The sequence below is a fragment of the Mesorhizobium sp. B2-4-1 genome (assembly GCF_006442185.1).
Classification (GTDB): Bacteria; Pseudomonadota; Alphaproteobacteria; order Rhizobiales; family Rhizobiaceae; genus Mesorhizobium.
In genome coordinates, this window is record NZ_VFVN01000002.1 from 51237 (window position 1) to 74867 (window position 23631).

General features: G+C 62.4%; 29 protein-coding genes, 1 tRNA gene and 1 pseudogene. 16 read left to right on the forward strand and 15 right to left on the reverse strand.

Going from position 1 to position 23631, the window contains the following annotated elements; all coding sequences use genetic code 11:
- Positions 1-33 precede the first annotated feature (33 nt).
- Positions 34-642, forward strand: a complete 609-nt coding sequence (locus FJ949_RS04795; RefSeq protein ID WP_140493691.1) for a transglutaminase-like cysteine peptidase — start codon at positions 34-36, stop codon at positions 640-642.
- A gap of 185 nt (positions 643-827) precedes the next feature.
- Here the strand turns inward: FJ949_RS04795 and FJ949_RS04800 are convergent, their stop codons facing one another.
- Entirely contained in the window at positions 828-1355 is a 528-nt protein-coding gene (locus FJ949_RS04800) for a gamma carbonic anhydrase family protein (protein ID WP_140493693.1), read from the reverse strand.
- A 42-nt stretch (positions 1356-1397) separates the two neighbouring features.
- The gene (locus FJ949_RS04805) at positions 1398-1718 is read right to left on the reverse strand and encodes a hypothetical protein (protein ID WP_140493695.1); all 321 of its coding nucleotides are present in this window, start codon (positions 1716-1718) and stop codon (positions 1398-1400) included.
- Positions 1719-1820: 102 nt separating this feature from the next.
- Here FJ949_RS04805 and FJ949_RS04810 point away from each other — a divergent pair, with 102 nt between their 5' ends.
- A complete protein-coding gene (locus FJ949_RS04810) occupies positions 1821-2552 on the forward strand; it encodes a hypothetical protein (protein ID WP_140493697.1) in 732 nt (243 codons plus the stop codon).
- A 50-nt stretch (positions 2553-2602) separates the two neighbouring features.
- On the opposite strand, the gene FJ949_RS04815 is transcribed toward FJ949_RS04810, so the two are convergent.
- Both FJ949_RS04815 and cysE read right to left on the reverse strand, forming a co-directional pair.
- Positions 2603-2806, reverse strand: coding sequence for a DUF3126 family protein (locus FJ949_RS04815; protein ID WP_019857879.1), 204 nt, complete (start codon positions 2804-2806; stop codon positions 2603-2605).
- A gap of 148 nt (positions 2807-2954) precedes the next feature.
- Positions 2955-3803, reverse strand: a complete 849-nt coding sequence (gene cysE / locus FJ949_RS04820; protein ID WP_140493699.1) for a serine O-acetyltransferase — start codon at positions 3801-3803, stop codon at positions 2955-2957.
- A 124-nt stretch (positions 3804-3927) separates the two neighbouring features.
- Between cysE and FJ949_RS04825 the strand changes: the two genes are divergently transcribed.
- Positions 3928-4533 (forward strand): hypothetical protein, encoded by a 606-nt coding sequence (locus tag FJ949_RS04825; RefSeq protein ID WP_140493701.1) that lies wholly within the window; start codon positions 3928-3930, stop codon positions 4531-4533.
- Between the two features lie 43 nt (positions 4534-4576).
- Here FJ949_RS04825 and FJ949_RS04830 read toward each other — a convergent pair whose 3' ends face one another.
- From FJ949_RS04830 to FJ949_RS04840, 3 genes are read right to left on the reverse strand one after another with little or no spacing between them, the layout of a single operon-like run.
- Positions 4577-5344, reverse strand: a complete 768-nt coding sequence (locus FJ949_RS04830; RefSeq protein ID WP_140493703.1) for an alpha/beta hydrolase — start codon at positions 5342-5344, stop codon at positions 4577-4579.
- Between the two features lie 20 nt (positions 5345-5364).
- Positions 5365-5928: a DUF192 domain-containing protein gene (locus FJ949_RS04835; protein ID WP_140493705.1), complete on the reverse strand. Its 564-nt coding sequence runs from the start codon at positions 5926-5928 to the stop codon at positions 5365-5367.
- A gap of 22 nt (positions 5929-5950) precedes the next feature.
- Positions 5951-6496: a cold-shock protein gene (locus tag FJ949_RS04840; RefSeq protein WP_181165163.1), complete on the reverse strand. Its 546-nt coding sequence runs from the start codon at positions 6494-6496 to the stop codon at positions 5951-5953.
- A 268-nt stretch (positions 6497-6764) separates the two neighbouring features.
- On the opposite strand from FJ949_RS04840, the gene gloA reads away from it, so the two are divergent.
- Positions 6765-7205, forward strand: a complete 441-nt coding sequence (gloA, locus tag FJ949_RS04845; protein ID WP_140493707.1) for a lactoylglutathione lyase — start codon at positions 6765-6767, stop codon at positions 7203-7205.
- 129 nt (positions 7206-7334) lie between these two features.
- Positions 7335-7628, forward strand: a complete 294-nt coding sequence (locus FJ949_RS04850) for a DUF2218 domain-containing protein (protein ID WP_140493709.1) — start codon at positions 7335-7337, stop codon at positions 7626-7628.
- Between the two features lie 31 nt (positions 7629-7659).
- On the opposite strand, the gene FJ949_RS04855 is transcribed toward FJ949_RS04850, so the two are convergent.
- Together FJ949_RS04855 and ilvA are read right to left on the reverse strand one after the other, a co-directional pair.
- Positions 7660-8214, reverse strand: coding sequence for a DUF1697 domain-containing protein (locus FJ949_RS04855; protein WP_140493711.1), 555 nt, complete (start codon positions 8212-8214; stop codon positions 7660-7662).
- Positions 8211-9467 (reverse strand): threonine ammonia-lyase IlvA, encoded by a 1257-nt coding sequence (gene ilvA / locus FJ949_RS04860; RefSeq protein ID WP_140493713.1) that lies wholly within the window; start codon positions 9465-9467, stop codon positions 8211-8213. The genes FJ949_RS04855 and ilvA overlap by 4 nt, the downstream gene beginning before the upstream one ends.
- A 406-nt stretch (positions 9468-9873) precedes the next feature.
- On the opposite strand from ilvA, the gene FJ949_RS04865 reads away from it, so the two are divergent.
- Positions 9874-10947 carry an alpha/beta hydrolase gene (locus tag FJ949_RS04865; RefSeq protein ID WP_140493715.1) on the forward strand — a complete coding sequence of 358 codons (1074 nt, stop codon included), beginning with the start codon at positions 9874-9876 and terminating at the stop codon, positions 10945-10947.
- Between the two features lie 142 nt (positions 10948-11089).
- On the forward strand, positions 11090-12250 hold the full coding sequence (locus tag FJ949_RS04870; protein ID WP_140493717.1) for an alpha/beta hydrolase: 1161 nt from the start codon (positions 11090-11092) through the stop codon (positions 12248-12250).
- A gap of 21 nt (positions 12251-12271) precedes the next feature.
- Here the strand turns inward: FJ949_RS04870 and ade are convergent, their stop codons facing one another.
- On the reverse strand, positions 12272-14083 hold the full coding sequence (gene ade, locus FJ949_RS04875) for an adenine deaminase (protein WP_140493720.1): 1812 nt from the start codon (positions 14081-14083) through the stop codon (positions 12272-12274).
- Positions 14084-14268: 185 nt separating this feature from the next.
- Here ade and FJ949_RS04880 point away from each other — a divergent pair, with 185 nt between their 5' ends.
- Both FJ949_RS04880 and FJ949_RS30505 read left to right on the forward strand, forming a co-directional pair.
- Positions 14269-14934, forward strand: coding sequence for an outer membrane protein (locus FJ949_RS04880; RefSeq protein ID WP_140493722.1), 666 nt, complete (start codon positions 14269-14271; stop codon positions 14932-14934).
- A gap of 686 nt (positions 14935-15620) precedes the next feature.
- Positions 15621-15884, forward strand: coding sequence for a hypothetical protein (locus tag FJ949_RS30505; protein WP_348642172.1), 264 nt, complete (start codon positions 15621-15623; stop codon positions 15882-15884).
- A 178-nt stretch (positions 15885-16062) separates the two neighbouring features.
- Here FJ949_RS30505 and FJ949_RS04890 read toward each other — a convergent pair whose 3' ends face one another.
- The gene (locus FJ949_RS04890; RefSeq protein WP_140493725.1) at positions 16063-16299 is read right to left on the reverse strand and encodes a hypothetical protein; all 237 of its coding nucleotides are present in this window, start codon (positions 16297-16299) and stop codon (positions 16063-16065) included.
- Between the two features lie 479 nt (positions 16300-16778).
- Here FJ949_RS04890 and FJ949_RS04895 point away from each other — a divergent pair, with 479 nt between their 5' ends.
- Positions 16779-17078, forward strand: a complete 300-nt coding sequence (locus FJ949_RS04895; RefSeq protein ID WP_140493726.1) for a DUF1236 domain-containing protein — start codon at positions 16779-16781, stop codon at positions 17076-17078.
- A 173-nt stretch (positions 17079-17251) separates the two neighbouring features.
- Here the strand turns inward: FJ949_RS04895 and FJ949_RS04900 are convergent.
- Together FJ949_RS04900 and FJ949_RS04905 are read right to left on the reverse strand one after the other, a co-directional pair.
- A tRNA-Leu gene (locus FJ949_RS04900) sits at positions 17252-17337 on the reverse strand.
- 134 nt (positions 17338-17471) lie between these two features.
- On the reverse strand, positions 17472-18050 hold the full coding sequence (locus FJ949_RS04905; protein WP_140493728.1) for an NUDIX domain-containing protein: 579 nt from the start codon (positions 18048-18050) through the stop codon (positions 17472-17474).
- A 153-nt stretch (positions 18051-18203) separates the two neighbouring features.
- Here FJ949_RS04905 and FJ949_RS04910 point away from each other — a divergent pair, with 153 nt between their 5' ends.
- From FJ949_RS04910 to FJ949_RS04920, 3 genes are all read left to right on the forward strand, one after another.
- Positions 18204-19307, forward strand: coding sequence for an NADH:flavin oxidoreductase/NADH oxidase (locus FJ949_RS04910; RefSeq protein WP_140493730.1), 1104 nt, complete (start codon positions 18204-18206; stop codon positions 19305-19307).
- A 130-nt stretch (positions 19308-19437) separates the two neighbouring features.
- Positions 19438-19716 (forward strand): DUF982 domain-containing protein, encoded by a 279-nt coding sequence (locus tag FJ949_RS04915; RefSeq protein ID WP_032920128.1) that lies wholly within the window; start codon positions 19438-19440, stop codon positions 19714-19716.
- 30 nt (positions 19717-19746) lie between these two features.
- Complete coding sequence (locus FJ949_RS04920; protein ID WP_140493732.1) at positions 19747-19986, forward strand: DUF2188 domain-containing protein; 240 nt, start codon at positions 19747-19749, stop codon at positions 19984-19986.
- Between the two features lie 107 nt (positions 19987-20093).
- On the opposite strand, the gene FJ949_RS04925 is transcribed toward FJ949_RS04920, so the two are convergent.
- Complete coding sequence (locus FJ949_RS04925) at positions 20094-20534, reverse strand: hypothetical protein (RefSeq protein ID WP_224646248.1); 441 nt, start codon at positions 20532-20534, stop codon at positions 20094-20096.
- A 27-nt stretch (positions 20535-20561) separates the two neighbouring features.
- Positions 20562-21160, reverse strand: a pseudogene (wrbA, locus tag FJ949_RS04930) (NAD(P)H:quinone oxidoreductase type IV).
- 173 nt (positions 21161-21333) lie between these two features.
- Between wrbA and FJ949_RS04935 the strand changes: the two are divergent.
- From FJ949_RS04935 to gpt, 3 genes are all read left to right on the forward strand, one after another.
- Positions 21334-22077 (forward strand): competence/damage-inducible protein A, encoded by a 744-nt coding sequence (locus FJ949_RS04935; protein ID WP_140493734.1) that lies wholly within the window; start codon positions 21334-21336, stop codon positions 22075-22077.
- Positions 22078-22158: 81 nt separating this feature from the next.
- The gene (locus tag FJ949_RS04940; RefSeq protein ID WP_140493736.1) at positions 22159-22992 is read left to right on the forward strand and encodes a universal stress protein; all 834 of its coding nucleotides are present in this window, start codon (positions 22159-22161) and stop codon (positions 22990-22992) included.
- Between the two features lie 113 nt (positions 22993-23105).
- The gene (gene gpt, locus FJ949_RS04945) at positions 23106-23606 is read left to right on the forward strand and encodes a xanthine phosphoribosyltransferase (protein WP_140493737.1); all 501 of its coding nucleotides are present in this window, start codon (positions 23106-23108) and stop codon (positions 23604-23606) included.
- Positions 23607-23631 lie beyond the last annotated feature (25 nt).

Genomic DNA, 23631 nt, shown 5'->3' on the forward strand with positions numbered 1-23631 from the left:
GCAATGTCTCCCTCGAACGGGGAGACAAAAACAATGAAGAAAACGAGGGGCAAGCTGTTGCTGATGGCGATGGCGATGCAGCTTTCCGCTTGGGGATCAGCATATGCCGCGGGACCGGCCTATATGCACACCGGCGGCCGCACCACACAGCCTGTCGGCCACTATGAATTCTGCCAGCGCATGCCGGGCGAATGCAGCGAGCGGACACCCAAGGGGGCGCCGGTCGAACTGACCCGCAAGCTGTGGGCGACGATCCTCAGCATCAACAATTCGGTCAATACCCGCGTCAAGCCGCGCACCGACATGGAAAACAACGGCGTCGAGGAATATTGGGCCTATCCCGACAACGGCTATGGCGATTGCGAGGACTACGCGCTGGAAAAGCGCCGCGAGCTGATGGACGCCGGCGTTCCGGCCGGCAACCTGTTGATGACGGTCGCGCGCCAGCCGAACGGTGACGGCCACGCGGTGCTGACCGTGCGCACCAGCCTCGGCGAGTTCATCCTCGACAATCTGGAAACCAAGGTCCTGTCCTGGACGGACACCGACTACACCTACCTCAAGCGACAGTCGGATACCAATTCCGGCGTCTGGGTGACGATCAACGACGGCCGCGCCGACGCGGTCGCCAGCGTCCGCTGAAGGCGTCGATCCATGGCGATCAACGCGCAGCGTTAGGGGACCGGCACGCGTGAACCAGAGACCAGGCGCTACGCATCAAGGCGATGCGCCTAAGGAGAAACCCGGTCGAGTCCCCACCCTCCCCGTCCCAACGACCGGGTCTAAGGAGCCGGCCCCGTCCCCGGGCCGGCTCCGCCATTTCTGGCTTAGACCTTCTCCAAACCCGCTTTGAAGCGCCTGCCGTTGGCGACATAGTGCGCGGCCGAGGCCCGCAACCTTGCAATCGCAGCCTCGTCCAGAACCCTGATCGCCTTGGCCGGCGAGCCGACGATCAGCGAATTGTCCGGGAATTCCTTGCCTTCGGTGACCAGCGCGCCGGCGCCGACCAGCGAATTCTTGCCGATCCTGGCGCCGTTGAGCACGATTGCGCCCATGCCGATCAGGCTGTTATCGCCGATGGTGCAGCCATGCAGCATGGCGCGGTGGCCGATCGTGCAGCCTTCGCCAATGGTCAGCGGGAAGCCGGGATCGGTGTGCATGACCGTGTGCTCCTGCACGTTGGTGTCGGCGCCGATCACGACAGGCTCATTGTCGCCGCGAATGACGACGCCGAACCAGAAGCCGGCATTGCGGCCGATGCTGATGTCGCCGATCAGCGTCGCATCGGGCGCGATCCAGTTTGAGCCCGCATCCGCGAAGTTCGGTTCGGTGCCATCGATCGCATAAAGCGGCATTTCTGGTCTCCGATTCGTCTCAAGCCTAGAAGTCGAACGACCCTAGGTTGGCACCTCCCAACACGCAACGGCCACAAGAACGATGCCGAGCGCCAGCGTCCAGGCGACCGCCGTGCAGCCACAGGAAATCAGCGCCACCGACGAAATGCGACCGTCGCGGCGGGCGTCCAAGGCATCGTTGACCAGCATGAACGGCCCGGCGCACGCGGTGGCGGCGAGCGAACGCAGTACGTGCGCGGAGGACACATAAGGCTCGGTGAACGCGACCTTGCGCCCGGCAACCAACTCCATCGCCGATCCGACCAGCCCGCAAGCCGTCAACCCGACAAGAAAAGCGAACGCAGTTAGCTCAACCGGGCCCATCTTTACCTTCCGTTTACCATGAAATCGCACAGTCGCTGGAAGGACTGCAAGAGCCGTGCCGTGCGATGCGTGCCGTCACGGGACAGGAATCCGGGGACAGAGATGAAGCAGGCAGCGATCGCCGACGACCCCGAATTCACCGTGGTCGATTCCACGTTGATGAAGCGGGTATTCTACGCCTTCGCAGCACTCGCCCTGCTGTCGGTCGCAATCAGCCTGGGCGGCAAATGGTTCGGCCATTCGATCGCCATGGCCGGCTACACGGATGATGCGACGATGCGCAAGGTGGTGGTCGGCAACAATGTCATCGCCGTGCCTGCCAATTTTATCCGTTTCGAACAGGCGCGGCGCGACGGCATCGCTTCGCGGCTCGACCTCTACCTGCGCTATCCCCAGATGGATGGCTACAGCGAGGCCGCCCGCGGCGATTTCAACCACACGGGGCCAGCCAAAAGCATCGTCTTCCTGTCCTTCGAACCGCAAATGATGTCTCGCGACATGAGCGGACGTTTCGGGCCGATCTACAGCGCGCTGATCGTGCAGCCCGGCACGGCAGGTCCGGGCGGCACGACGATTTACGGTTTCAACGCGAAATCAGGTTACCTCAACGAGGTGCTCGTTGTCGGCAACCGGCCCGGCAAGGACCCATTCGTGGCCCGCTGCCTGAGCGGGCCGGCAGCAGAACAATCGCTGGCGCCTTGCGAGCGCGACATCCATGTCGGCGAGGATCTCAGCCTCACCTATCGCTTCCCGAAGGAATTTCTGGGGGATTGGCAGGCGCTTGACGCGGCAATCACCGCCGAGGCCAGGCGTGTCCTGAAGGCCGGACATTGACGGGAAAGGCCGGTCGCGTTTGCGTCCGGCATCGCCATGGGATGCTGGGATCAGCCCAGATCGATGTCGAGGATCGCCATCGAGAAATTGTAGTCGCCGTCATCCTCGTCCTTGAAGACGATGCCGAGGAACTCGTCGCCGACATAGACTTCGGCCGAATCCTCCTTGCGCGGCCGTGCCTTGACCTCGAGCTTGGGGTTCTGGAAGACGCGCTTGAAATAGGCGTCCAGCTTTCTGATTTCGTCAGGCTTCAACAGTCTTCTCCGATCATCGGGCTTGCTCGTTTGAACGGCGCTTCTGACACGTCGACGATGGCCATGTAAAGGCAAGCTCGCCGCATTGCACGGCAATCGAAGCCGCCGGCGCGAGCAGTGCGAAACTCCGCGACGCCCCTCAGTAAAACTAGATGTCGAAGCTGACGACCTGGTCCATCGTCTGCGACGGCAGAAGCTGGTCCATCTGGCGCGACGGCTGGTCGCAGCCGGTCTCGCCGACGACGCGAGCCGGCACGCCTGCAACCGTCTTGTTATGCGGCACCGGCGACAGCACCACCGAACCGGCGGCGATCTTGGAGCAATGGCCGATTTCGATGTTGCCGAGAATCTTGGCGCCGGCACCGATCAAGACGCCACGACGAATCTTGGGGTGGCGATCTCCGCCGGCCTTGCCGGTGCCGCCGAGCGTGACACCGTGCAGGATCGACACGTCGTCCTCGATGACCGCTGTCTCGCCGACGACCAGACCGGTGGCGTGGTCGATGAAGATGCCCTTGCCGATGCGGGCCGCCGGATTGATATCGGTCTGGAAGACCGAGGACGAACGGCTTTGCAGATAGAGCGCGAAATCCTTGCGCCCCTGGTTCCACAGCCAATGCGCCAGCCTGTGGGTCTGGATGGCGTGAAACCCCTTGAAGTAGAGAACCGGCATGATGAAGCGGTCGCAGGCCGGATCGCGGTCGTAATAGGCCTGGATGTCGACACGCACGGTGGTCGGCCAGTCCTTGTCGTCGGCCAGCATCGACTTGAAGGTCTGGCGGATGAGATCGGAGCCTATGTCCTGGTGCGCCAACCGCTCGGCCAGCCGGTGGATGACCGCCTCCTCCAGGCTCTCCTGGTTGAGGATGGTCGAATAGAGGAAGGCGGCGAGCAGCGGGTCGCGATTGACCGCGTCCATCGCTTCGTCACGGATCGAGCGCCAGATCGGATCGACCGGCTGCAACGCGCTGTGTCGGGAAATGCTGATGCTGTTCATCGACGTCGTCCTGCCGCCTTGCCTAATATCGGGCCGCACATATAAGCCAGATCATAGCACGATTGAACTCAATTTTCCTTAGTGCTCTGTCAAATGGATTTGGTTCGCGGGAATTCAAGCCGGCATGGAAAATGAACTCTTGCTCGACAATGCCCTCAAACGCGAGCTTTCCGTCCTCTATGAGGGACGGGATCGCCACTACCACAACCTTGCCCATATCGAGGCGATGCTGGCGCTCGCCGGCGAGTACCGGAAGCTGCTCGGCGATCCCGAGGCCGTCGAGGCGGCGATCTGGTTCCACGACGCCGTCTACGACAGCCGGGCCAAGGACAATGAGGCGCAAAGCGCGGCGCTCGCGGAAAAAAAGCTCGCGGGCCGCATCGACGCCCAGCGCCTCGGCCGCATCAGCGCCATGATCCTTGCCACCGCAACACACCAGTTGCCGGGCTTCGAAGACACGGCCGCGATGCATGACGCCGCTCTTTTCCTGGACATGGACCTGTCGATCCTCGGCGCAGCGCCGGATGCATTCGATGCTTATGAGCGCGCGATCCGCGCCGAATATCAATGGGTGGAGGAGCCGATCTGGCGGGCCGGACGCGGCGCGGTGCTGAACAGCTTCCTGACACGCCCGCACATCTTCCACAGCGAGGAATTCCGTCGGCGCTTCGAGCAGCAGGCCAGGCTGAATCTCACCCGATCGCTCGAAGCGCTGCAAAAACCAGCGTGACATCTGGCTTGTGCATCAGGTTTTATCGGGCTCTTGCGCCGGGTCAAAGCGGATTTTCGGCGTAGAATTCCAGCACACGCCGCTTGAAGGTCTTGTCGCCGACGGCCAGCATATGGTCGCGGCCTTCGATGTGGAAAGCCTTGGCGTTGGGCATCAGCGTGGCAAGCTCGTCGGGCGAGCCGCCGATGTCGTCGGTGGTGCCGACGGCGATCAGCGTCGGCTGGGCGATCCGGGCAATTTCATCCTCGCTCAGCAACTCGCGGGAGGTGGCGATGCAGGCCGCGAGCGCCCGGCGGTCGCTGCGGGTCTGGTCGGCGAAGGCGCGAAACGAACGGCCGCGGGGATGTGTGGTCTTGGCCGGATCGTCGGCAAGGAGGGCTGCCGCGATCGGATCCCAATCGCCGACGCCGTCGATCATGCCGATGCCGAGACCGCCGAAGACCAGCGTCGCTACCTTGTCGGGATCCGATAGCGCCAGGAATGCCGCTATCCTCGCGCCCATCGAATAGCCCATGACATGGGCGCGCTCGATGCCGAGATGATCGAGCAAAGCAGCCGCGTCCGAGGCCATCCGGGCCGGGGTGTAATCTGCCTCTTCGTAGCTTTTCGATGACGAGCCGTGGCCGCGATTGTCCAGCGCTATAGCGCGGTAGCCGGCATCGTCCAGCGTCTTGAACCAGCCGGGCGAAACCCAGTTGACGTAATGGCTGGAGGCAAAGCCATGGATCATCAGCACAGGATCGCCCCGGCCCGATCCCGGCTGGCGATCGAGGAAGGCGATGTCGAACCCGTCATGGGAAAAAAACTGCATCGGCTATACTGCCCGCGTCCTCAACCGCCACCGCCGTTCGGCGCATCGCCATTGTCCGATGGCGGCACCTCGGGGCCTGATATGGTGCCAACGGCCGGATGCCGCACCAGGTCGCCATAATCGATACCGTTCCTGGCGGCGGTGCCCGCCTTGAGCTCAAGCACGAAGCGCACCGGCACGCCGGGCGAAATGAGCGCCTGGGATTGCGGCTCGCCGTGCTTGACCGCCCGGATCTTGCCATCCTGGCCGATAAAAACCAGGTCAAGCGGCATCGGCGTGTTCTGCATCCAGAAGTTGACCTGCTGCTGCATGTCGAAGACGAACAACATGCCGTGATCGTCCGCCATGTCCTGGCGATACATCAAGCCGGCCTCGCGTTCAGCATCGGTGTCGGCGATTTCGATGGAAAAGGAGCGATCTCCGCCTTTCGTCGCCACGACCAGCGGCGTCGGGTCCACCGGCAGGGTCATCACCCGGCTGTCGGCCGCCGTCGGTGCAGGCGAATAGAAATAGGCGCCCGCGGCGACGATGACGGCAGCCAGGACGCACATTGCGCCCGCCGTCAGCCAGTTCCTATGTGTCATGCGAAAATCCTCGGCAACCGCCCTAATGCGCGACCGGCAAGGTTCCCATATCGGGGTGGATTTCGGCAGCCATAAGGCCTTTGTCGCCGCGCCCGAAGCGGACAAGCACGACCTGCCCCGGCCGAAGCTCGGTGATGCCGTAGCGGCGCAAGGTCTCCATATGGACGAAGATGTCCTCGGTGCCCTCGCCCCGGGTCAGGAAACCAAATCCTTTGGTGCGGTTGAACCACTTCACCAAGGCACGCTCCAGCCCGCTTTCGGGCGTCACCGAGACATGGGTGCGCTGTTCCTGCATTTCCGCCGGATGGACCGCTGTGGTGACATCCATCGAGAGAACCCGGAAAGCCTGCAATCCGCGCTCGCCCTGCTTGACGAGGCAGACAACGCGCGCTCCCTCCAGAGCAGTCTGGAAACCATCCCGTCTAAGGCATGTCACATGGAGGAGGATGTCGCCTGAAACGCCGTCATCCGGGAGGATGAAGCCATAGCCCTTGGCTACATCGAACCACTTGATGGCGCCGGATATTTCGGTCAGATCGACGGCATCGCCGCCTTCGTCGCGCTTCATGGCGTCGCCAAGGGTTTCGGCCCGCCCCGTCAAAGAGGCTTTTTCCCCCATAAGAATGCCCCCTTTTTTCAAGAACACCGCAACTGATTCTTGACACCAGATTAACACTGCGGCTTCCGGTGAGTGCAAGACCTGACGTGCCTTTTTTCACGGTTCATTATGCGAATACCGGATTTGTTCTTTGGCGGCGCCGGCGGCCGCCTGGGATTTGCCCTTTGGACGGCCCACCCCTATGTTGCGCCGCAACCCAACAAGTCGAGGAAATCACATGCGCTATCTGCACACCATGGTCCGCGTCGCCGACATCGATGCTTCGCTCGATTTCTACTGCAACAAGCTCGGCCTGAAGGAAGTGCGCCGCTACGAGAACGAGCAGGGCCGCTATACGCTGATCTTCCTGGCCGCGCCGGAAGACGAGCAAAGTGGCATCGACGAGAAAGCACCGCTGGTCGAGCTCACCTACAATTGGGACCCGGAAGACTACAAGGGCGGCCGCAATTTCGGCCACCTCGCCTATGAAGTCGACGACATCTACGCCACGTGCCAGCGGCTGATGGACAACGGCGTCACCATCAACCGGCCGCCGCGCGACGGCAACATGGCTTTCGTCAAGTCGCCGGACGGAATCTCGATCGAACTTCTGCAGAAAGGTCCGGCGAAGGCAAAGGCCGAACCGTGGGCGTCGATGCCGAACACCGGAAGCTGGTGATCGATCACCTTTTCGAGCGGTCGGCAGCCGGCCTATGGCGGCGGGCGAGCTTGCGCCTATCTATGCGGCGATAGCGCCCGCCTCGAAAGCGGACACCGTTTTGTGCGTTTCACCCTCGGAGATCCCTTCATGACGATCAGCCATGCCGATGTCACCACCGCACATGCAAGCCGTTATCTGCAGCAATTGTGCAAACATTGGGCGCACAAATTCCCCGTGGAATTCGATCCCAATCATGGCGCCATCGACCTTTCGCTCGGCCGCACCATCATGGATGCCGACGGAGCTGCGCTGCACATCACCGTGTCGAGCGACGACCCCGGCTCTATCGAGCGCCTTGAAAGCGTCGTCGCCGACCACATCAGACGCTTTGCGTTTCGCGAGGAGCTGACGTTCGACTGGAAACGCGCCGAGGCGGCGTAGGCTCTTCTCCGCGCATTACGGCAGGCATTAATCAGCCGCCGCCGGGCTTGCCGGCCATCTCCAGCAGCGCCAGCACCGAGCGCCAGTTGCGCGCAGTGCCCGGTACCTTCAGTACGCGTGGAATGAGATTGGCAAATACCGATTTGCCCAGTCCGCCGGGTGCATGCAGGTAAAGCACGTCGCCCTTGATCTCGAACCGCTCCGGACCCGCACATTTTTCGGCCAGCCGCGCCGCCTCCTCGGCGGTAGGCGCGCGCTCCAGCGCATACGCGTGCAGCTTGGTCGGCTCCTCGGCAATCTCCGGATAGGGATTTTCCCTGACCAGCCGTTCGACCCAGCCGAGATCGCGCACCATGATGCGCGAATGAAAACCCCATTTCTCCTCGAAAGCCGCTTCGATCTGTTTGGTCAGCGTGGCGGCGTCACCTTCCTTGGCCCGGAACACTGCGTTGCCGCTCTGCACGTAGGTAGCGACATCGCAAAACCCGAGATCCTCCAAGAACGCCCGCAACTCGGCCATCCTGACGATGCGGTTGCCGCCGACATTAATGCCTGAAAACAGGGCGATGAAGACGTTTCCGCTCATATGATGAACCCGGCCAATGTCTCGTTATCGGTGATATCCTGATACTGGACGCCTTCGGCCTCGAAATTCGCTTTCAGCAGGTCGAAATTGCGGCGATCCTTGGTTTCGATGCCGATCAGAACCGAGCCGAAATTGCGTGCCGACTTCTTCAGATATTCGAACCGGGCGATGTCGTCGTCCGGCCCCAGCATTTCAAGGAAGTCGCGCAGCGCGCCCGGCCGCTGCGGAAAGCGGATGATGAAGTATTTCTTCAGGCCCTCGAAGCGCAGTGCCCGTTCCTTGACGTCCGGCAGCCGTTCGAAATCGAAATTGCCGCCCGAAACCACGGCCACGATGGTCTTGCCGCGGATTTCCTTCCTGGAAAAATCCTTCAGCGCATCGATAGCCAGCGCGCCGGCCGGCTCCAGCACCACGCCCTCGACATTGAGCATCTCGATCATGGTCGCGCAGAGCCGGTTTTCCGGGATCAGCCGCACCGTGTCGGCGGCGAAGTCCTTGAGGTGCCGCAGGGGCTCACGGCCGATCTCGGCGACCGCCGCGCCGTCGACGAAATTATCGACCTTGGCGAGTTTGAGCCGTTTTCCCGCCGCAAGGCTCTCGCGCAGGCTTGGCGCCCCTGCCGGTTCGCAAAAGACGAAGCGCGCCTCACGCCCCTGATCGGCGAAGTAGTGCGTCACCCCTGCGGCCAGACCTCCGCCGCCGACCGGCAGCATGACGATGTCGGGCATGCCCGCGCCGGGCATCTGGTGGGCGATCTCATAGGCGACCGTCGCCTGTCCCTCGATGATGTCCTTGTGGTCGAAGGGCGGCACCATATGAGCGCCGGCGCTTTCGGTGAATTCGATGGCGGCGCGATAGCAATCGTCGAAGAAATCGCCGACGAGCCTGATCTCGACGAAGTCGCCGCCGAACAGCCGCGTCTTGTCGATCTTCTGCTGCGGCGTCGTCACCGGCATGAATACAACGCCCTTTTTACCGAAATGACGGCAGACGAAGGCGAAACCCTGCGCATGATTGCCGGCGGAAGCGCAGACGAACAGTTCGGCCTGATTGCCTTCGCCAAGTGCCTTGCGGAAGAAGTTGAACGCGCCGCGGATCTTATAGGAGCGCACCGGGCTCAGGTCCTCGCGCTTCAAAAGCACCCGCGCGCCGGTCTTCTTCGACAGATAGTCGTTCTCCTGCAGCGGCGTTTCCGGAAAGATCCGGCGGATCGCGGAAGCAGCGGTGGCAACACGGGAAGAGAAGCTGGTCATCGGAAAGCCACCTTGAACGCATGTCGTTTGGGAACGTCTATCATCGATTGGCTGCGGAACGCCCTTTTGTCGCGAGCCTTGCCGCCAAGCAACCCGATTCCGTCTATTGCACAGGCGACCCCGTGAAACCATTGCCCGTCACTCATGTTCCCAAGCGGTCGGCGTTTAGTGACATATTTGCCGTTAGTTGGAGGTGATTGTTCATGTAATTCTTAAAATCCATGCGGGTGCCAAGGCCCGTCGGGGCTCGCCCTGATGCAGTCTGGCTTTCGTGCAACACTGCGGCGGCGGTCGCGAGACGCCGACCGCTTTTCGGCTGGGCACGACTTACTTCCGCCGCACTTGCGCTGTCGGGGGAGACTTGCGGAGGCGATTGGCCTTTTCGGGCCGGAGTGGAATTTCAGACGTGCCGTTGAAGACGATTTTTGCCATTGGCCTAGCCTTGCTTGTCGCGGGCTGCGCGGGACAGCAGACCCAGGAACTGCTCGGCAGCGCCATCGTGGCAGCGCCGGTGACCGAGATCGCCGGCAATCACAGCATCTTCATCGCCACCACGCGCAAGAAATCCGACGATCCGAACAAGGTCTTCGACGGCGAGCGATCGGCCACGCTGAACTACGCCCGCGTCAACGTCACCGTGCCCGGCATCCACCAGACCGGGCAGATCGAACGCCGCTCGCGCGGCAAGTCGAACGATCCGGCCAAGTATTTCATGGCCTCCGAGGTCGTCGGCTACGACACCCAGCCGAAATTCGCCAATGCGCTAAGTGCTGACATCGCGGCGCGCGGCGACCGCGTCATGGTCTTCGTCCATGGCTACAACACCGGCTTTGACGACGCCGTTTACCGCCTGACCCAGATCGTCCACGATTCCGGCTATCCCGGCACACCCGTGCTGTTTTCCTGGGCATCCGGCGCCAAGACCACCGACTATGTCTACGACAAGGAAAGCGCCAGCGCCGCGCGCGACCAGCTCGAGGTGACGTTGCGCATGCTGGCGCAGACCGGCGCGCGGCGCATCGACATCGTCGCCCATTCAATGGGAACCTGGGTGACCATGGAGACGCTGCGCCAGCTCGCCATCACCGGCGACCGTGATCTCGGCGGCAAGCTCGGCGACGTCGTGCTCGCATCGCCCGACATCGATGTCGACGTGTTCAAGAGCCAGATGCGCCGCTATGGCAAACCCAACAAGCCGTTCATCCTGTTGTTGTCCGATGATGACCGCGCGCTCCGGCTCTCCGGTCTGATTGCCGGCGCGCGGCCGCGCGTCGGCGACTACAAGGACGCCGCCGACCTTGCATCCTACGGCGTAACGGTCGTCGACCTCTCCAAGATCAAGGGAGCGGACAGTTTCAACCATACGAAATTCGCCGACAATCCCGCGCTGGTGAAGATGATCGGCCAACGGCTGCGCGAAGACGATGGATTTGCCAGCGACCGCGACGTGACCGACCGCATCAGCCTGCTCGGCCAATAGATGCATCGCCGCGGGTTCGCGTGGCCCGCTCGGCCTTGCGACAGAGTCGACCAACTTTGAACTGGACCGCGCCGGCCTCTGGCCTTATCGAAATATCCAGCGACGTCACGCGTTTGACGTCCTCCTTTGCGGGAGCCGGCGTGTGACGGTGCATTCGAAGAGTTTCGTCGTCATTGCGTTCACGCTGCTGGTCGCAGGCTGCGCCGGCCGAAACACGCACGATCTGCTGAACAGGACGACGGTTGCCGTACCCGCGTCCGACATCGCGGCCACCCACGAGATATTCGTCGCCACCACCCGCCAGAAGGCGACCAAGGACCCGCGGCAGGTGTTCGACGGCGATCGCTCCTTGACCACCAGCTTCGCCCGGGTCGACGTCACCGTGCCGAAAAGTCACAAGGTCGGCATGATCGAGCGTGTCCGGGGGTCTGCCAACAGCAATCCAGCCAAGGATTTCACCGCCAAGGATGTCGCGTTCTATGCGGATGCGCCGCAATTCGCCAAGGCGGTCGGTGCCGACATCGCCATGCGCGGCGACCGTGCGCTGGTTTTCGTGCACGGGTTCAACAATGGTTTCGACGACGGCATCTACCGGCTGACGCAGATCGCGCACGACACGAAATATCCGGGCACGCCGGTGCTGTTCTCCTGGGCCTCGAGCGGCAAGACGACGGGCTACATCTATGACAAGGAGAGCGCCAACGCGGCGCGTGACGACCTCGAGGCAACGCTCAGGATGCTGGCCAAGACGCGGGCCAAGAGTATCGACATCGTTGCCCATTCGATGGGAACATGGGTGACCATGGAGGCGCTGCGCCAGCTTGCCATCACCGGCGACCGCGATCTCGACGGCAAGCTCGGTTATGTCGTCCTGGCCTCGCCCGACATCGACGTCGACGTGTTCAAGAAACAGATGATCCGCTACGGCAAGCCGGACAAACCGTTCGCCATCCTGCTTTCAGCGGACGACCGGGCGCTCAAACTGTCTTCCCTGATCTCGGGCGACAAGCCCCGCGTCGGCGACTATGGCGACGCGGCCGATCTCGCCAGCTATGGCGTGTCTGTGGTCGATCTCAGCCAGACCAAGGGTGGCGACCGGCTGAACCACGCCAAATTCGCCGACAATCCGATCCTGGTTCAGTTGCTCGGCGACCGGCTGCGGGCCCCGGCCGGCCTGGCGTCGGACGAACCTCCAGTGCAGCTCAACAATCTCGGCCAAGGCCTCGGCAAGGCCGTCGGCTCGGTTGCCGAGATCGTCATCACCACGCCGTTCAAGGTGCTGACGATCGCCACCGGCGGATGAGCGAAGCGACCGCAACTGCTCTTATACGAAGAGGTCGACCTTCTGGAAGGTCGTCACGTCGATCAGGCCGACATCGGAAATCCTGAGCTCCGGAATGACGACCAGCGCCAGCAGCGAGTGCTGCATGTAGGCGTTGTTCAGCGAGCAGCCCATCTGGCGCATGGCCTCGGTCAGTTTGTCGGCCTTGGCCGCGACGATTTCGGCCCGCTCGTCCGACATCAGCCCGGCGATCGGCATTTCGACCAGTGCCAGTTCCTTACCCTTGGAAAACAGCACGACGCCGCCACCGACCTCGCCCAGTCGGTTGACCGCCAGCGCCATATCCCGCTTGTTGGTGCCGACGACGATGATGTGGTGGGCATCATGCGCCACGCTCGACGCCATCGCGCAATCGCCGATGTAACCGAAGCCGGAGACAAAGGCATTGGTGACGCCGCCGGTACCCCTGTGGCGCTCGACCAGCGCGATCTGGCAGACGTCGTTGCGGCGATCCATGGCGACCAGCCCGTCCTCGACGGCGAGATCCGCTTCCAGCGCCCGCGTCGGTGCCTGATTTTCGATGACCCCGATGACCCGGACCCGGACTTCGTTCGCGCCGTTGGGTGCCGTGATGTCGAAATCGTGGGCCTTCAGCTTCTTGCCGAGCTTGACGGTGTTCTTCGCCGCCTTGGGATAGTCGTAGACCGGAATGTCGATGTCGAGCTTGCCGGCCTTGGCCAGCCTGACGCCACGCGCATAGACCTCGTCGATGGTCATTTCGGCGAGATCCGAGACGATCAAAAGGTCAGCCAGCCGCCCCGGCGCGATCGATCCGATCTCGCGCTCCAGCCGGAAATGCTGAGCGGTGTTGAGCGTCGCCATCTGGATCGCGGTCACCGGTTTCAAGCCCTGGCTGATGGCGTGGCGGACCACGCGGTCCATATGCCCCTGGTGAACCAAGGTGCCGGAATGGCTGTCGTCGGTGCACAGGATGAAATTGCGCGGATCGATGCCGCCCTCGGTAACCGCCTTGATCTGCGAGGCGACGTCGTACCAGGCCGAGCCCAGCCGAAGCATCGCCTTCATACCCTGGCGCACGCGGGCGATGGCATCTTCGGCGCGCGTGCCCTCATGGTCGTCCTCCGGGCCGCCGGCGACATAGCCATGGAACGGCAAGCCGAGATCGCGCGAGGCATAGTGCCCGCCGACGGTCTTGCCGGCTTTCACGGTCGCGGCGATCTCGCCCGACATCACAGGATCGTTGGCGGCGACGCCAGGGAAATTCATCACCTCGCCCAGCCCGATGATGTTTTCCCAGCCCATCGCCTCGGCGACGTCGGCGACCGTCAGTTCGGCGCCGGCATGTTCGAGCCCGGGGGCCGAGGGCACGCAGGACGGCATTTGGACATGCACGTTGATCGGCATGGCGACGGCCTCGTCATGCATCAGCCGCACGCCGGGCAGGCCGAGCACATTGGCGATCTCGTGCGGATCGATGAACATCGAAGTCGTGCCATGCGGGATCACCGCGCGGCAGAATTCGGTCACCGTCACCATGCCGCTCTCGACATGCATGTGCGCGTCGCACAGGCCGGGCACCAGATAGCGCCCGCCGGCATCGACCACCTTGGTGCCCTGCCCGATGGCATGGCCGGCGTTCGGACCGCAATAGGCGAAGCGGCCGCCGGCAATAGCGATGTCGGTGCCGGCTACGATCTCGCCGGAGTGAACATTGACCCAGCGCCCGTTGCGGATGACGAGATCGGCGGGTTTCCTGCCCATGGCGACATCGACCAGATGCGTTGCCATTTCAGTCCATGGTCTGGGTTTGCTGCCCGACGGCGTGTTCGCCATGAAGCGACTCCTGTTTGCCCGACTGTGCCAAGCCGCCACGGTTTTGACCAGCCTCACACTTTCTCCCGATTGTTCCAAGACCGACGGAGAGCGTAAATCAGCCGCACAGAAATGCGATTCCGTTTTGCCGCAAATCGGGTTACCGTGCCTGCCAGGATTTTCCAGCTCTTCGTTCGGGCAGTTCGATGCGTCGCCTAATGCTTGCAAGTGTCGGTTTTCTTGCCGCTCTGGCCGCACCGGCTTTCGCAGCCGAACCTGTGGCCGATGTGCCGATGACCGCGCCCGGTTTCGACTGGACCGGCTACTATGCCGGCCTGCAAGGCGGTTATGGCTGGGGCAGTTCCGACATCTCGGGAACCGAGGGCGAGCCGTTTGCCGCCTCGCCAGACCTCGACGGCGGTTTCGTCGGTGGCCATGTCGCCGGTCTGTGGCAATTCGACCAGGCTGTGCTCGGCGCCGAAGCAGAGCTTAACTATTCCTCGGCAAAAGGCGCCGAAGAACTGGGTGCGGGAAATCTGCTCGGCACGGATGTCAAGTGGTTCGGTTCCATCAATGCCAAGGCCGGCTATGCGATGGATCGGTTCCTGATCTACGGCATCGGCGGCGTCGCCTTTGCCGGCATCGAAACCTCCCAAGATGCCGGTACCTCGTTCGACAACACGCGAACCAGCATAGGCTGGACGGTTGGCGCCGGCGTCGACTATGCGCTGACCGACAGGTTCGTCGTCGGGGCGCAGTATCGCTACTATGACTTCAGCAAGGAGCATTTTGATGCGCCGGACGATTTTCTCGATCGCGACCAGAATGTGAAGCTGAATACGGTCGGCATCAATCTGAGCTACAAGTTCTGAGCCCCATCGCCGCGCCCGGTCACCGGGCAGGATCATGCTCGATCTCGCATGGTCCGCGACGGCAATTCTACGGCAATTCCAAGGACTGAGGGGCCGGCGTCCCCAGTGGGCGGGGGGATGGGTTGGGCCTGGTAGACGCCGGCCTCGACGGATCAGATCCGCCGCGCAGACACCGTATCATTGCCTGCGGCGCGCGGAATTGCGTGATCGCACCAGTATCACCATGCCCGCTTGTCTGAACATCACCGGCGCAGCAACTTGATGCCGTGTGCCGTTTATGATCCTGCCCTCGCACGCAGGCGCGCGTCCGCCATCGCAGTACCCGCGCCCTATCGCACAGTGAACCCTCAAAGAATTGCATCGAGAAAAGAGCCATCGGACCGCAAGTGCGGACGAAGGTCCAAGAACATCAGCAAGACCTTGGTCCGAATACCTACAGCAGAGGTCCGATCAGCTCTCCTGCAAGGAACGTACTCGCATTCCTCCCATTTGTTGAACGGGTGCAGCAATGGTCCTTCATGTGCCCACGAGAGCAGGGTTGCCATCATTGCACCCTCAACCCCCTGCTCATTTCGCAGGCAGAAAGCTCAAATCGAGACCTCGTGCGGCTTGAGCTGTCGTGAAACTACCCCCGAGGGATCTGGAATGGAGAAACACTTATGAAAGCGATTTTTCTGACAAGTGCCATGGCGCTCGTTTTCGTTGCAATGCCGGTTGTCGCTTCGGCGGCAGAAGCCGACGTCGTCATCAAAACCCATCGCCATCATCACCGTCACCTGGCAGTGATCAACGATCAGGGCCAGCGCCTCCATCATCGGCGCCATGGCACGGTGGCTTTCTATGACCAAGGTCGCCGGCATCATCGCCGCGACACCGTCGTCATAACGGGCTCAACTGAACGCCGTCACCACCGGCATCACCCAGTGGTGATCTACGACAGCAACGACTAATATTGTGCAATCCGGCCCGGCTGATCGCCAACCCTGCCGGGCCGTGCCCGCGAGCGGCGGACTGACAACAAGGGAAGTGGAGGAAGCCAGGCGGGTCTTCCCTGTTGAAAATGAGTGCTTAATCGCAGCCCGGGTATGAGAGGCCGGTCGTGCTCTCCAGCTTGAGCTTTCTGGTCCCTCAAGAGGGCGCCAGTAAAAAATAAACGCCGGCGACCAGTGTCGATGTCAAACAAATCGCCATTGCCACGACCACCTTGGTCGCGAACCGCTCGGCTCTCGCGCAAAGCGCGTCAGCAAAATCGTGCCTCTGGATACTTTTCAAGAGCGGCTTGGTATCGACGCCAGCCATGTGATTGTCGTTGTCGGGGATTGTGACACGGTCACGGCCATCAGTTTTGATGGAACCAGGGGTCATGCTTTGCCTCACGAAGCGTCAGATTGACATCAGCCACCGTTCGACGGAGCTGCCGGGTCGCCGATGCGGACGGCACTTTGGCTTTGGGAGCGTCAATCTTGACGCCAAATATTTTTTCCGCCTGCCAGAGCAATGGCCACGGCAGCGCTGCCGCCAGAATTTACCACAGCGGGGCCGGCTGCCATGATCGGCCTCCAGTTGAAGATCATTAGCAAACGCAACGCACGCTTCCTACCGGCGGTTCCACTGCTAGGGCTTGGGTCCTATTGAACATGCGACCAAAGTCAGATCGTGGCGCGCAAAAGGCCCAAACCCACGGTTGTTTGGAACCCACGCGTCTAAGAGCGATTGCCTGACAGGCCATTGAACGATGGTTCCCCTGATCGATGGCCAGCATTGGGAGCCCTTGCCAACCCTGGCAATCCTTCGGGCGCCACCGCGCTTCGCGTCAAGCTCAACGAGAGAGAAAGGAAGCAACAATGAGAACCGATCTTACAACCGTCGTAGCGGGATTCCTGCTGCTTGCCGGCATCGGTGCCGCCGCCGCACAGGATGTGGTCATTCAGCCGCAGGACGAAACCGTCATACAAGAATACGTAAAGAAACAGCCTCTGGCCTCAGTCAAGATTCCCGGCGTTGAGCTCAATGTCGGAACCGCCCTGCCCGACACGGTCGAGCTTCATGAAATTCCCAACGTCAAATATCGCTATGTCGTCGTGGACAATCACACCGTCGTCGTGGATCCCGGCACACGCAAGATCGTAAAGATTATCCAGTGAGCGCTTGAACGCCACGATCCGCCGTTTCAGGTCGGCGGATCGTGGCAACGTTCGCCGAGGGCCCATAGCCGACGGCGCGCCTCGGCGCACGGTCGCCGAGCCGCCGCTAAAAGACCCGGGTGGCACCCGTTGGTGGCGGCTAGGCTCTGCAGAGCATTGAAGTAGAGTTAAGGTGGTGCGGACGACGGGAATCGAACCCGTACGATCAGAGATCGAGGGATTTTAAGTCCCTTGCGTCTACCAATTCCGCCACGTCCGCGCGCCTTTCGTTTCAACTACCTAGGCGATCTCGTCAATCGGGGCCATGCAGTCCCCAAAAAGCGTTGTGCAAAACACGTTCGTTTTCATTCGCCCCGCACCGATTCTTCGTCCCGCAGGGGCGACCGGTATCGGTCAAACAGCGATCGGATGGAGCTTCAGATGCTGGATCAGGATGATGGTCTTGGCGTCGATGATGCGGCCATCGGCAATGCCGGCCAGAGCCTCGTCGAGCGGCATTTCCAGCACCTCGATGTCCTCGCCTTCGTCCGCTGCGCCGCCACCGGCCGAAATGCGGTCGGCGGGCGAATAGAGGGCGGTGAAGAACCAGAGCCGCTCGGTGACGCTGCCCGGGCTCATATAGGGCGAAAACAGCCGCTCCACATGGTTCAGCCGATAGCCGAGCTCTTCCTCCGCCTCCTTGCGGATGCAGGTCTCCGGATCGTTTTCGTCGAGCAGTCCCGCGCAGGCCTCGACCAGCGGTTCGCGGTGGCCGGTGACATAGGCGGGATAGCGGAACTGGCGCACCAGGAGCACGGTTGAACGCTGGGGATCATAGGGCAGGATCACCGCGCCATCGCCGCGATCATAAGTCTGGCGGATTTGTGTCTCCCATTGTCCGTCGCGGCGACGGTAGTCGAGGACGGTCTTCTTCAGAACAGCCCAGTCGTCGGATAGGATTTCTTCAGAACGGATGCGGATACGATCTTCCATCGGCTGCCTCCACGTTACCCGGGAGGCGTAGCCGCGAACCGGCGTTCACGCAATCGGGGCAGCGGTTGGTCCAGTAAGCATTTCACTCTCTCGTGTGTGGCATGGCGGCGATCGATCGCCTAAATAGCGCATCCTATTCCCGGAGTGTCGTTCATGACCACATCGCTTTTCCAGCCGATCACGCTCGATGGCTTGAGCTTTCCCAACCGCATCGCCGTCGCGCCGATGTGCCAGTATTCGGCCGAGGACGGCTCGGCGAGCGACTGGCATCTCCACCACTGGATGAACCTGGCAATGTCCGGCGCCGGCATGGTCACGGTCGAGATGACCGATGTCGAGCGGCGTGGCCGCATCAGCCATGGCTGCCTCGGCCTCTATTCCGAAGACAATGAAGCCGCTGCGCGCCGCGCCCTGGACGCAGCAAGGCGCGTGGCCGCACCCGACACCAAATTCGGCACTCAGCTTGCCCATGCCGGCCGCAAGGCCTCGAACCGCAAGCCTTGGGAGGGCGGCGGACCGCTGCAGCCGAACGAGGATCCCTGGCAGACCGTCTCGGCCTCGGCAATCGCCTACGATACCGGCTGGAACGTGCCGCGAGCGCTGGAGGAAGAGGAGATCCTCCAGCTCATCGAGCGGTTCGCCGAGGCGGCGAGGCGGGCCGAACGCGCGGGCTTTGACTTCATCGAGCTGCACGCGGCGCACGGCTATCTGATCTTCCAGTTCCTGTCGCCGCTCTCCAACCAACGCACGGACCGCTGGGGCGGCTCGCTGGAAAACCGCATGCGTCTTGTCGTCGAGATCGCCAAGGCGGTAAAAAAAGCAGCGCCAAAACTGATGCTGGGCGCCCGGCTGTCGGTCAAGGATTGGGTCGATGGCGGTTTCGACGTCGAGGATGCGATCGAAGTGGCGAAAGCGCTGAAGGCCGAAGGCGTCGCTTATCTCTGTTGCTCGAGCGGCGGCAATTCACCCTTGCAGAAACTGCCCTCCGGCCCCGGCTACCAGGTGCATCTGGCGGAAGCCGTGCGCAGGGGCGCCGGCATCCCTACCCGCGCGGTCGGTCTGATCGACGATCCCAGGCAGGCAGAGGCGATCATCGCCGAAGGCCGCGCCGATATGGTTGCGCTGGCGCGCGCCTTCCTCGCCGACCCGCGCTGGGGGTGGCGAGCGGCCGCCACGTTCAGCGAGACGATCCATCCCGCGCCGCAGCTCGCGCGCTCGGTGACGACGATGCAGCACTGGATGAAGGCGGCGGGCTGAGCGGCCCTTCCGAGAAGGCGGAACGCGTCGTCGGACGACCGCCGCAATAGAGCTTCCAAGGAGGTCTGGGACGTTTGGGCGCAGGCTGAAGACACGGTTGCAACCAAATTGACTGCTTTGCGTTGCGGCCATGATGGACAACAAGCCTTTTGAAACACCGGTCGTGGTCGAACTCGGCCATGTCGGCAAATATCGCCACATCCGCAGTACCCAGGAGGCGGCGGAGTGCCTGATGACGGTTTGGCCGCTCAATCGCGGCCCCCGTCATCGTGATGCTCTCGACACTTGCCTCAAAGTGCTGGAAGGTTATCGTTCGACAGCGGATGCGCGCCGGGCCCTTATCGAAGCCGCCAGGGAATCGGAAGTGCTGGTGCCAGACGACAAGCTGTCCGACGACCGCCTGCATTGAGCGGACGGACCTTTAAACCGGAGGTTTTTGATGGCGAAGCTGACTTACAAGATCGTCGAGCATGACGGCGGCTGGGCCTACAAGGTCGGAGCGACCTTCTCGGAGACGTTTCCCACGCATCAGGACGCGTTGCGGGCCGCCGAGATCGCTTCAGCCGAGCAGCAGGTCGCGGGGTCGACGGACGGCATCCAGTACGAGGATGCCGACGGCAAATGGCATGAGGAACTGGCTGATGGACGCGACCGGCCGCAGACCGAGGTTTCCGACTGATCTTTCAGCCCAAAGCCCGATCGCCCCAAAGGCCGGCCGCCCCGGAGCGCCGACCGCGGACGTCGGGAGAGAGAACGTCCTACGGTCAGCAGGGAGCTTACGGCTGATTATTTGCCGCAGTACTGGTCATTGACGTTGCCTTGAGCATTGGCGTCCGGACCTGGAGTGTTGTGAGCACATGGGCCCATCCCACCGGTATTGCCTTGGGTGCTCAACCCGGAGCCGTATGCGTTGATGCTCCCGGTGGTGCTCTGGTCGATGGCTGATGAATCCTCATTGCCGAACAGCGACCAATTGTTCCACCAACTGTCATGGTTGTAATACCTGCCGTCCGTCGACTGCGCCATCGCCGATGTGGCAAGACCGGCCGTCAGAACGAATGCCGCGAAAAGTTTTTTGTACATTGCATCACTCCGTTTTGTCTTCGTCGCCTTGGGTGCGACACGGGGCAAACCAGTCATCAGCCGAATGGTTCCTTGAATTCCTTGTGAAGCGTCGGTGAAGCGACGATCCACGGCGTGGACCACAAGCATCGCCAGCAGGAGCAACGCCGGCAGGCACCGGCGGCACAACGATCAGCCGTGCAGCTTCGCGGCGATTTCGGCGACGCGCCCGCCCTGGAACTTCGCGCCTTCGAGTTCCTGCGCCGAAGGCTGGCGCGAACCGTCGCTGTCGCTTGTGGTGGTCATGCCGTAGGGTGCCCCGCCACGCACGACATCGTTGCCCATCTGAGCCCGATAGGCATAGGACAGGGGAACGATGATTATGCCGTGGTGCTGAAGCATGGCCTGGGTGCTGATCAGCGCGAGTTCGGCGCCGCCGTGCTGGTCGCGGTCGAAGACATCACCGAGCCGATCTTGTTGACCAGCGCGCCCTTGGCCCATAGCGGGCCGGTCTGGTCGAAGAAGTTCTTCAGTTGCGCGCACATCATTCCGTAACGCGTCGAGGCGCCGACGATGATCGCGTCATAGTCGCTCAGTTCCAGCGGGCTGGCGATCGCCGCTTCTTGGTCGAGCTTGTAGTGGGCGGCCTTGGCGACCGCTTCGGGCACGAGTTCGGCGACGCGCTTGATGGCCACCTCGGCACCGGCTTCGCGCGCGCCTTCGGCTGCGGACTTGGCCATCTGCTCCATGTGACCCCAGCTCGAATAGTAGAGAACAAGTACTTTCGCCATTTGCGTATCCTTGACGTGACGATCCTCGGCCGCCCAACCACGCCAGGGTACTTAGGGCGCGGACATTCGGGGAACACCGCGTAGGCGGGCACGGTTTGTTCACCGGTCGGATGGCATTGCCGCTGGCCGCGTGCCGCGCTATTTCAGGCGACCCGTTTTTGCCGGAGCCGTCGATGTCCGAAATCATTACCGCCGCCATGCTCGTCATCGGCGATGAGATCCTGTCCGGCCGCACCAAGGACAGAAATATCGGCCATCTGGCTGACATCATGACGGCCATCGGCATCGACCTGAAGGAGGTGCGCATCGTTCCCGATGAGGAAGACGAGATTGTCGCCGCGGTAAATGCGGTGCGGGCTCGCTATACCTATGTGTTCACAACCGGCGGCATCGGCCCGACCCATGACGACATCACAGCCGATTCGATTGCCAAGGCCTTCGGCGTGCCGTGCGAATACGATGCCAAGGCCTATGCCCTGCTGGAAGCAAGCTATGCCGCTCGCGGCATCGAATACACCGAGGCCCGCAAGCGCATGGCCCGAATGCCGCGCGGCGCCGACCATATCGACAATCCGGTGTCGGTCGCGCCCGGATTCCGCATCGGAAATGTCCACGTGATGGCGGGCGTGCCCTCGATCTTCCAGGCCATGCTCGACAATGTCGTGCCGACGCTGAAAGCCGGCACGAAAATGCTGTCGGCAGCGGTGCATTGCCCGTTCGGCGAAGGTCTCGTCGGCGGGCCGCTGGGCGAGATCCAGAAAGCGCATCCGGACACGATCATCGGCTCCTATCCGAAATACGGCGACGGCAAGTTCTGGACCGAACTGGTGGTCCGTGCCCGCAGCCAGCAGGCCCTGGACGCCGCGCGCGCCGATGTCGAGGCGATGGTGGCCGGCTTTGCCAGCAGCGCGAGCTGATCCGGTCCAGGCCGGAACCAAGCACAACGCGGCGACGTTTCCTTGCCGCGGGCGGATCGCTCGCAAAATGAGGGGATCACCATGCGCTTCAAGACCATCGTCGCCATTCTGCAGAACGAGCAGGACGCGGAGCGCGTGCTCGACTTCGCCATTCCGCTTGCCGGCCGCTTCCAGAGCCATCTGATCGGCATCCACGCCGAAGCGCTTCCGGTGCCCTACACGTCGGCCACCGGCTTTCCCGACACCGAGTTCCTGCAGGTTTCGGCCGACATGAACCGCGAACGGGCCGAAAAGCTGCGGGCCGCGTTTCTCAGGCATATCGAGAATTCCGGCCTGTCCTTCGAATGGCACAGCCTGGAGAGTTTTTCCGGCGACAGCGCCCTGACCGGCATTTCAAGCGTGCGTGCCGCCGACCTGATCATCGCCGCGCAGCGCGAGACGGGCGGCGATGCGAGCGCCGACGTCGACACACTGGTCTACGACGCCGGACGGCCGGTGCTGGTAGTGCCGCACCTGGGTCCGCTGATCACCACCTTCAAGCGTGTGCTGCTTGCCTGGAACGGCAGCAAGGAGGCCGCACGCGCCGCTTTCGATGCGCTGCCCTTCATCATCGAGGCCGACAAAACCGACATTCTGGTCATCGATCCGCCGGACACGCTCGATGAACGCCCCGAGGCCGCCGGAGCGGAAATCGCTTCCGCCTTGTCGCGTCATGGCGCCAGCGTGAGTGTCTCGGTGCAGAGATCGGGCGGCACCTCGGTCGACGAGGTGATCCAGACCAGGATCGCGGAGACCGGCGCCGATTTGCTGGTGCTTGGCGCCTACAGCCACTCGTGGCTGCGCCAGCTCCTGTTCGGCGGAGTGACGCGCTCCGTGCTGCGCACCGCGCCGGTGGCGGCTTTCCTGTCGCGGTAAGTTCACAGTGTCGTTTGCGGCCGCTCTTGCCAAGCGCGAGGTTTTCCAGTTACTTCCGCGCGCATTCCCCTGTTTTCTGCGCGCGACCGCGCGTGCTGCGGAGTGCGCGAAAGATGTCCCTTCCCGAAAAAGCCTTTCCGGTCTCCTGGGACCAGTTCCACCGCGATGCGCGCGCGCTCGCCTGGCGGCTTGCCGGCACCAACAAGGCGCAATGGAAAGCGATCGTCTGCATCACGCGCGGCGGCCTCGTGCCGGCGGCGATCATCTCGCGGGAGCTTGGCATACGCGTTATCGAGACGGTCTGCGTCGCCTCCTATCATGACTACAGCAGCCAGGGTCAGCTGCAGGTGCTGAAGGAGGTCACGCCGGCCCTGCTTGCCGACGACGGCGCGGGCGTGCTGATTATCGACGACCTGACCGACACCGGCAAGACGGCTGGCATCGTGCGCGCCATGATGCCGAAGGCGCATTTCGCCACCGTCTACGCCAAACCGAAGGGGCGGCCGCTGGTCGATACTTTCGTCACCGAGGTCAGTCAGGATACCTGGATCTATTTTCCCTGGGACATGGGCTTCACCTACCAGAAGCCGATCGCCGACGATCACGCCGGCTGATTCGCGGCAAGCAACCTGCTGCAAA

Excerpts from the sequence above, each read along its gene's own strand:
- FJ949_RS04795 (WP_140493691.1), top strand. The coding sequence starts at position 34 with ATGAAGAAAACGAGGGGCAAGCTGTTGCTGATGGCGATGGCGATGCAG.
- FJ949_RS04800 (WP_140493693.1), bottom strand. The coding sequence starts at position 1,355 with ATGCCGCTTTATGCGATCGATGGCACCGAACCGAACTTCGCGGATGCG.
- FJ949_RS04805 (WP_140493695.1), bottom strand. The coding sequence starts at position 1,718 with ATGGGCCCGGTTGAGCTAACTGCGTTCGCTTTTCTTGTCGGGTTGACG.
- FJ949_RS04810 (WP_140493697.1), top strand. The coding sequence starts at position 1,821 with ATGAAGCAGGCAGCGATCGCCGACGACCCCGAATTCACCGTGGTCGAT.
- cysE (WP_140493699.1), bottom strand. The coding sequence starts at position 3,803 with ATGAACAGCATCAGCATTTCCCGACACAGCGCGTTGCAGCCGGTCGAT.
- FJ949_RS04825 (WP_140493701.1), top strand. The coding sequence starts at position 3,928 with ATGGAAAATGAACTCTTGCTCGACAATGCCCTCAAACGCGAGCTTTCC.
- FJ949_RS04830 (WP_140493703.1), bottom strand. The coding sequence starts at position 5,344 with ATGCAGTTTTTTTCCCATGACGGGTTCGACATCGCCTTCCTCGATCGC.
- FJ949_RS04835 (WP_140493705.1), bottom strand. The coding sequence starts at position 5,928 with ATGACACATAGGAACTGGCTGACGGCGGGCGCAATGTGCGTCCTGGCT.
- FJ949_RS04840 (WP_181165163.1), bottom strand. The coding sequence starts at position 6,496 with ATGAAGCGCGACGAAGGCGGCGATGCCGTCGATCTGACCGAAATATCC.
- gloA (WP_140493707.1), top strand. The coding sequence starts at position 6,765 with ATGCGCTATCTGCACACCATGGTCCGCGTCGCCGACATCGATGCTTCG.
- FJ949_RS04850 (WP_140493709.1), top strand. The coding sequence starts at position 7,335 with ATGACGATCAGCCATGCCGATGTCACCACCGCACATGCAAGCCGTTAT.
- FJ949_RS04855 (WP_140493711.1), bottom strand. The coding sequence starts at position 8,214 with ATGAGCGGAAACGTCTTCATCGCCCTGTTTTCAGGCATTAATGTCGGC.
- ilvA (WP_140493713.1), bottom strand. The coding sequence starts at position 9,467 with ATGACCAGCTTCTCTTCCCGTGTTGCCACCGCTGCTTCCGCGATCCGC.
- ade (WP_140493720.1), bottom strand. The coding sequence starts at position 14,083 with ATGGCGAACACGCCGTCGGGCAGCAAACCCAGACCATGGACTGAAATG.
- FJ949_RS04880 (WP_140493722.1), top strand. The coding sequence starts at position 14,269 with ATGCGTCGCCTAATGCTTGCAAGTGTCGGTTTTCTTGCCGCTCTGGCC.
- FJ949_RS30505 (WP_348642172.1), top strand. The coding sequence starts at position 15,621 with ATGGCGCTCGTTTTCGTTGCAATGCCGGTTGTCGCTTCGGCGGCAGAA.
- FJ949_RS04890 (WP_140493725.1), bottom strand. The coding sequence starts at position 16,299 with ATGACCCCTGGTTCCATCAAAACTGATGGCCGTGACCGTGTCACAATC.
- FJ949_RS04895 (WP_140493726.1), top strand. The coding sequence starts at position 16,779 with ATGAGAACCGATCTTACAACCGTCGTAGCGGGATTCCTGCTGCTTGCC.
- FJ949_RS04905 (WP_140493728.1), bottom strand. The coding sequence starts at position 18,050 with ATGGAAGATCGTATCCGCATCCGTTCTGAAGAAATCCTATCCGACGAC.
- FJ949_RS04910 (WP_140493730.1), top strand. The coding sequence starts at position 18,204 with ATGACCACATCGCTTTTCCAGCCGATCACGCTCGATGGCTTGAGCTTT.
- FJ949_RS04915 (WP_032920128.1), top strand. The coding sequence starts at position 19,438 with ATGATGGACAACAAGCCTTTTGAAACACCGGTCGTGGTCGAACTCGGC.
- FJ949_RS04920 (WP_140493732.1), top strand. The coding sequence starts at position 19,747 with ATGGCGAAGCTGACTTACAAGATCGTCGAGCATGACGGCGGCTGGGCC.
- FJ949_RS04935 (WP_140493734.1), top strand. The coding sequence starts at position 21,334 with ATGTCCGAAATCATTACCGCCGCCATGCTCGTCATCGGCGATGAGATC.
- FJ949_RS04940 (WP_140493736.1), top strand. The coding sequence starts at position 22,159 with ATGCGCTTCAAGACCATCGTCGCCATTCTGCAGAACGAGCAGGACGCG.
- gpt (WP_140493737.1), top strand. The coding sequence starts at position 23,106 with ATGTCCCTTCCCGAAAAAGCCTTTCCGGTCTCCTGGGACCAGTTCCAC.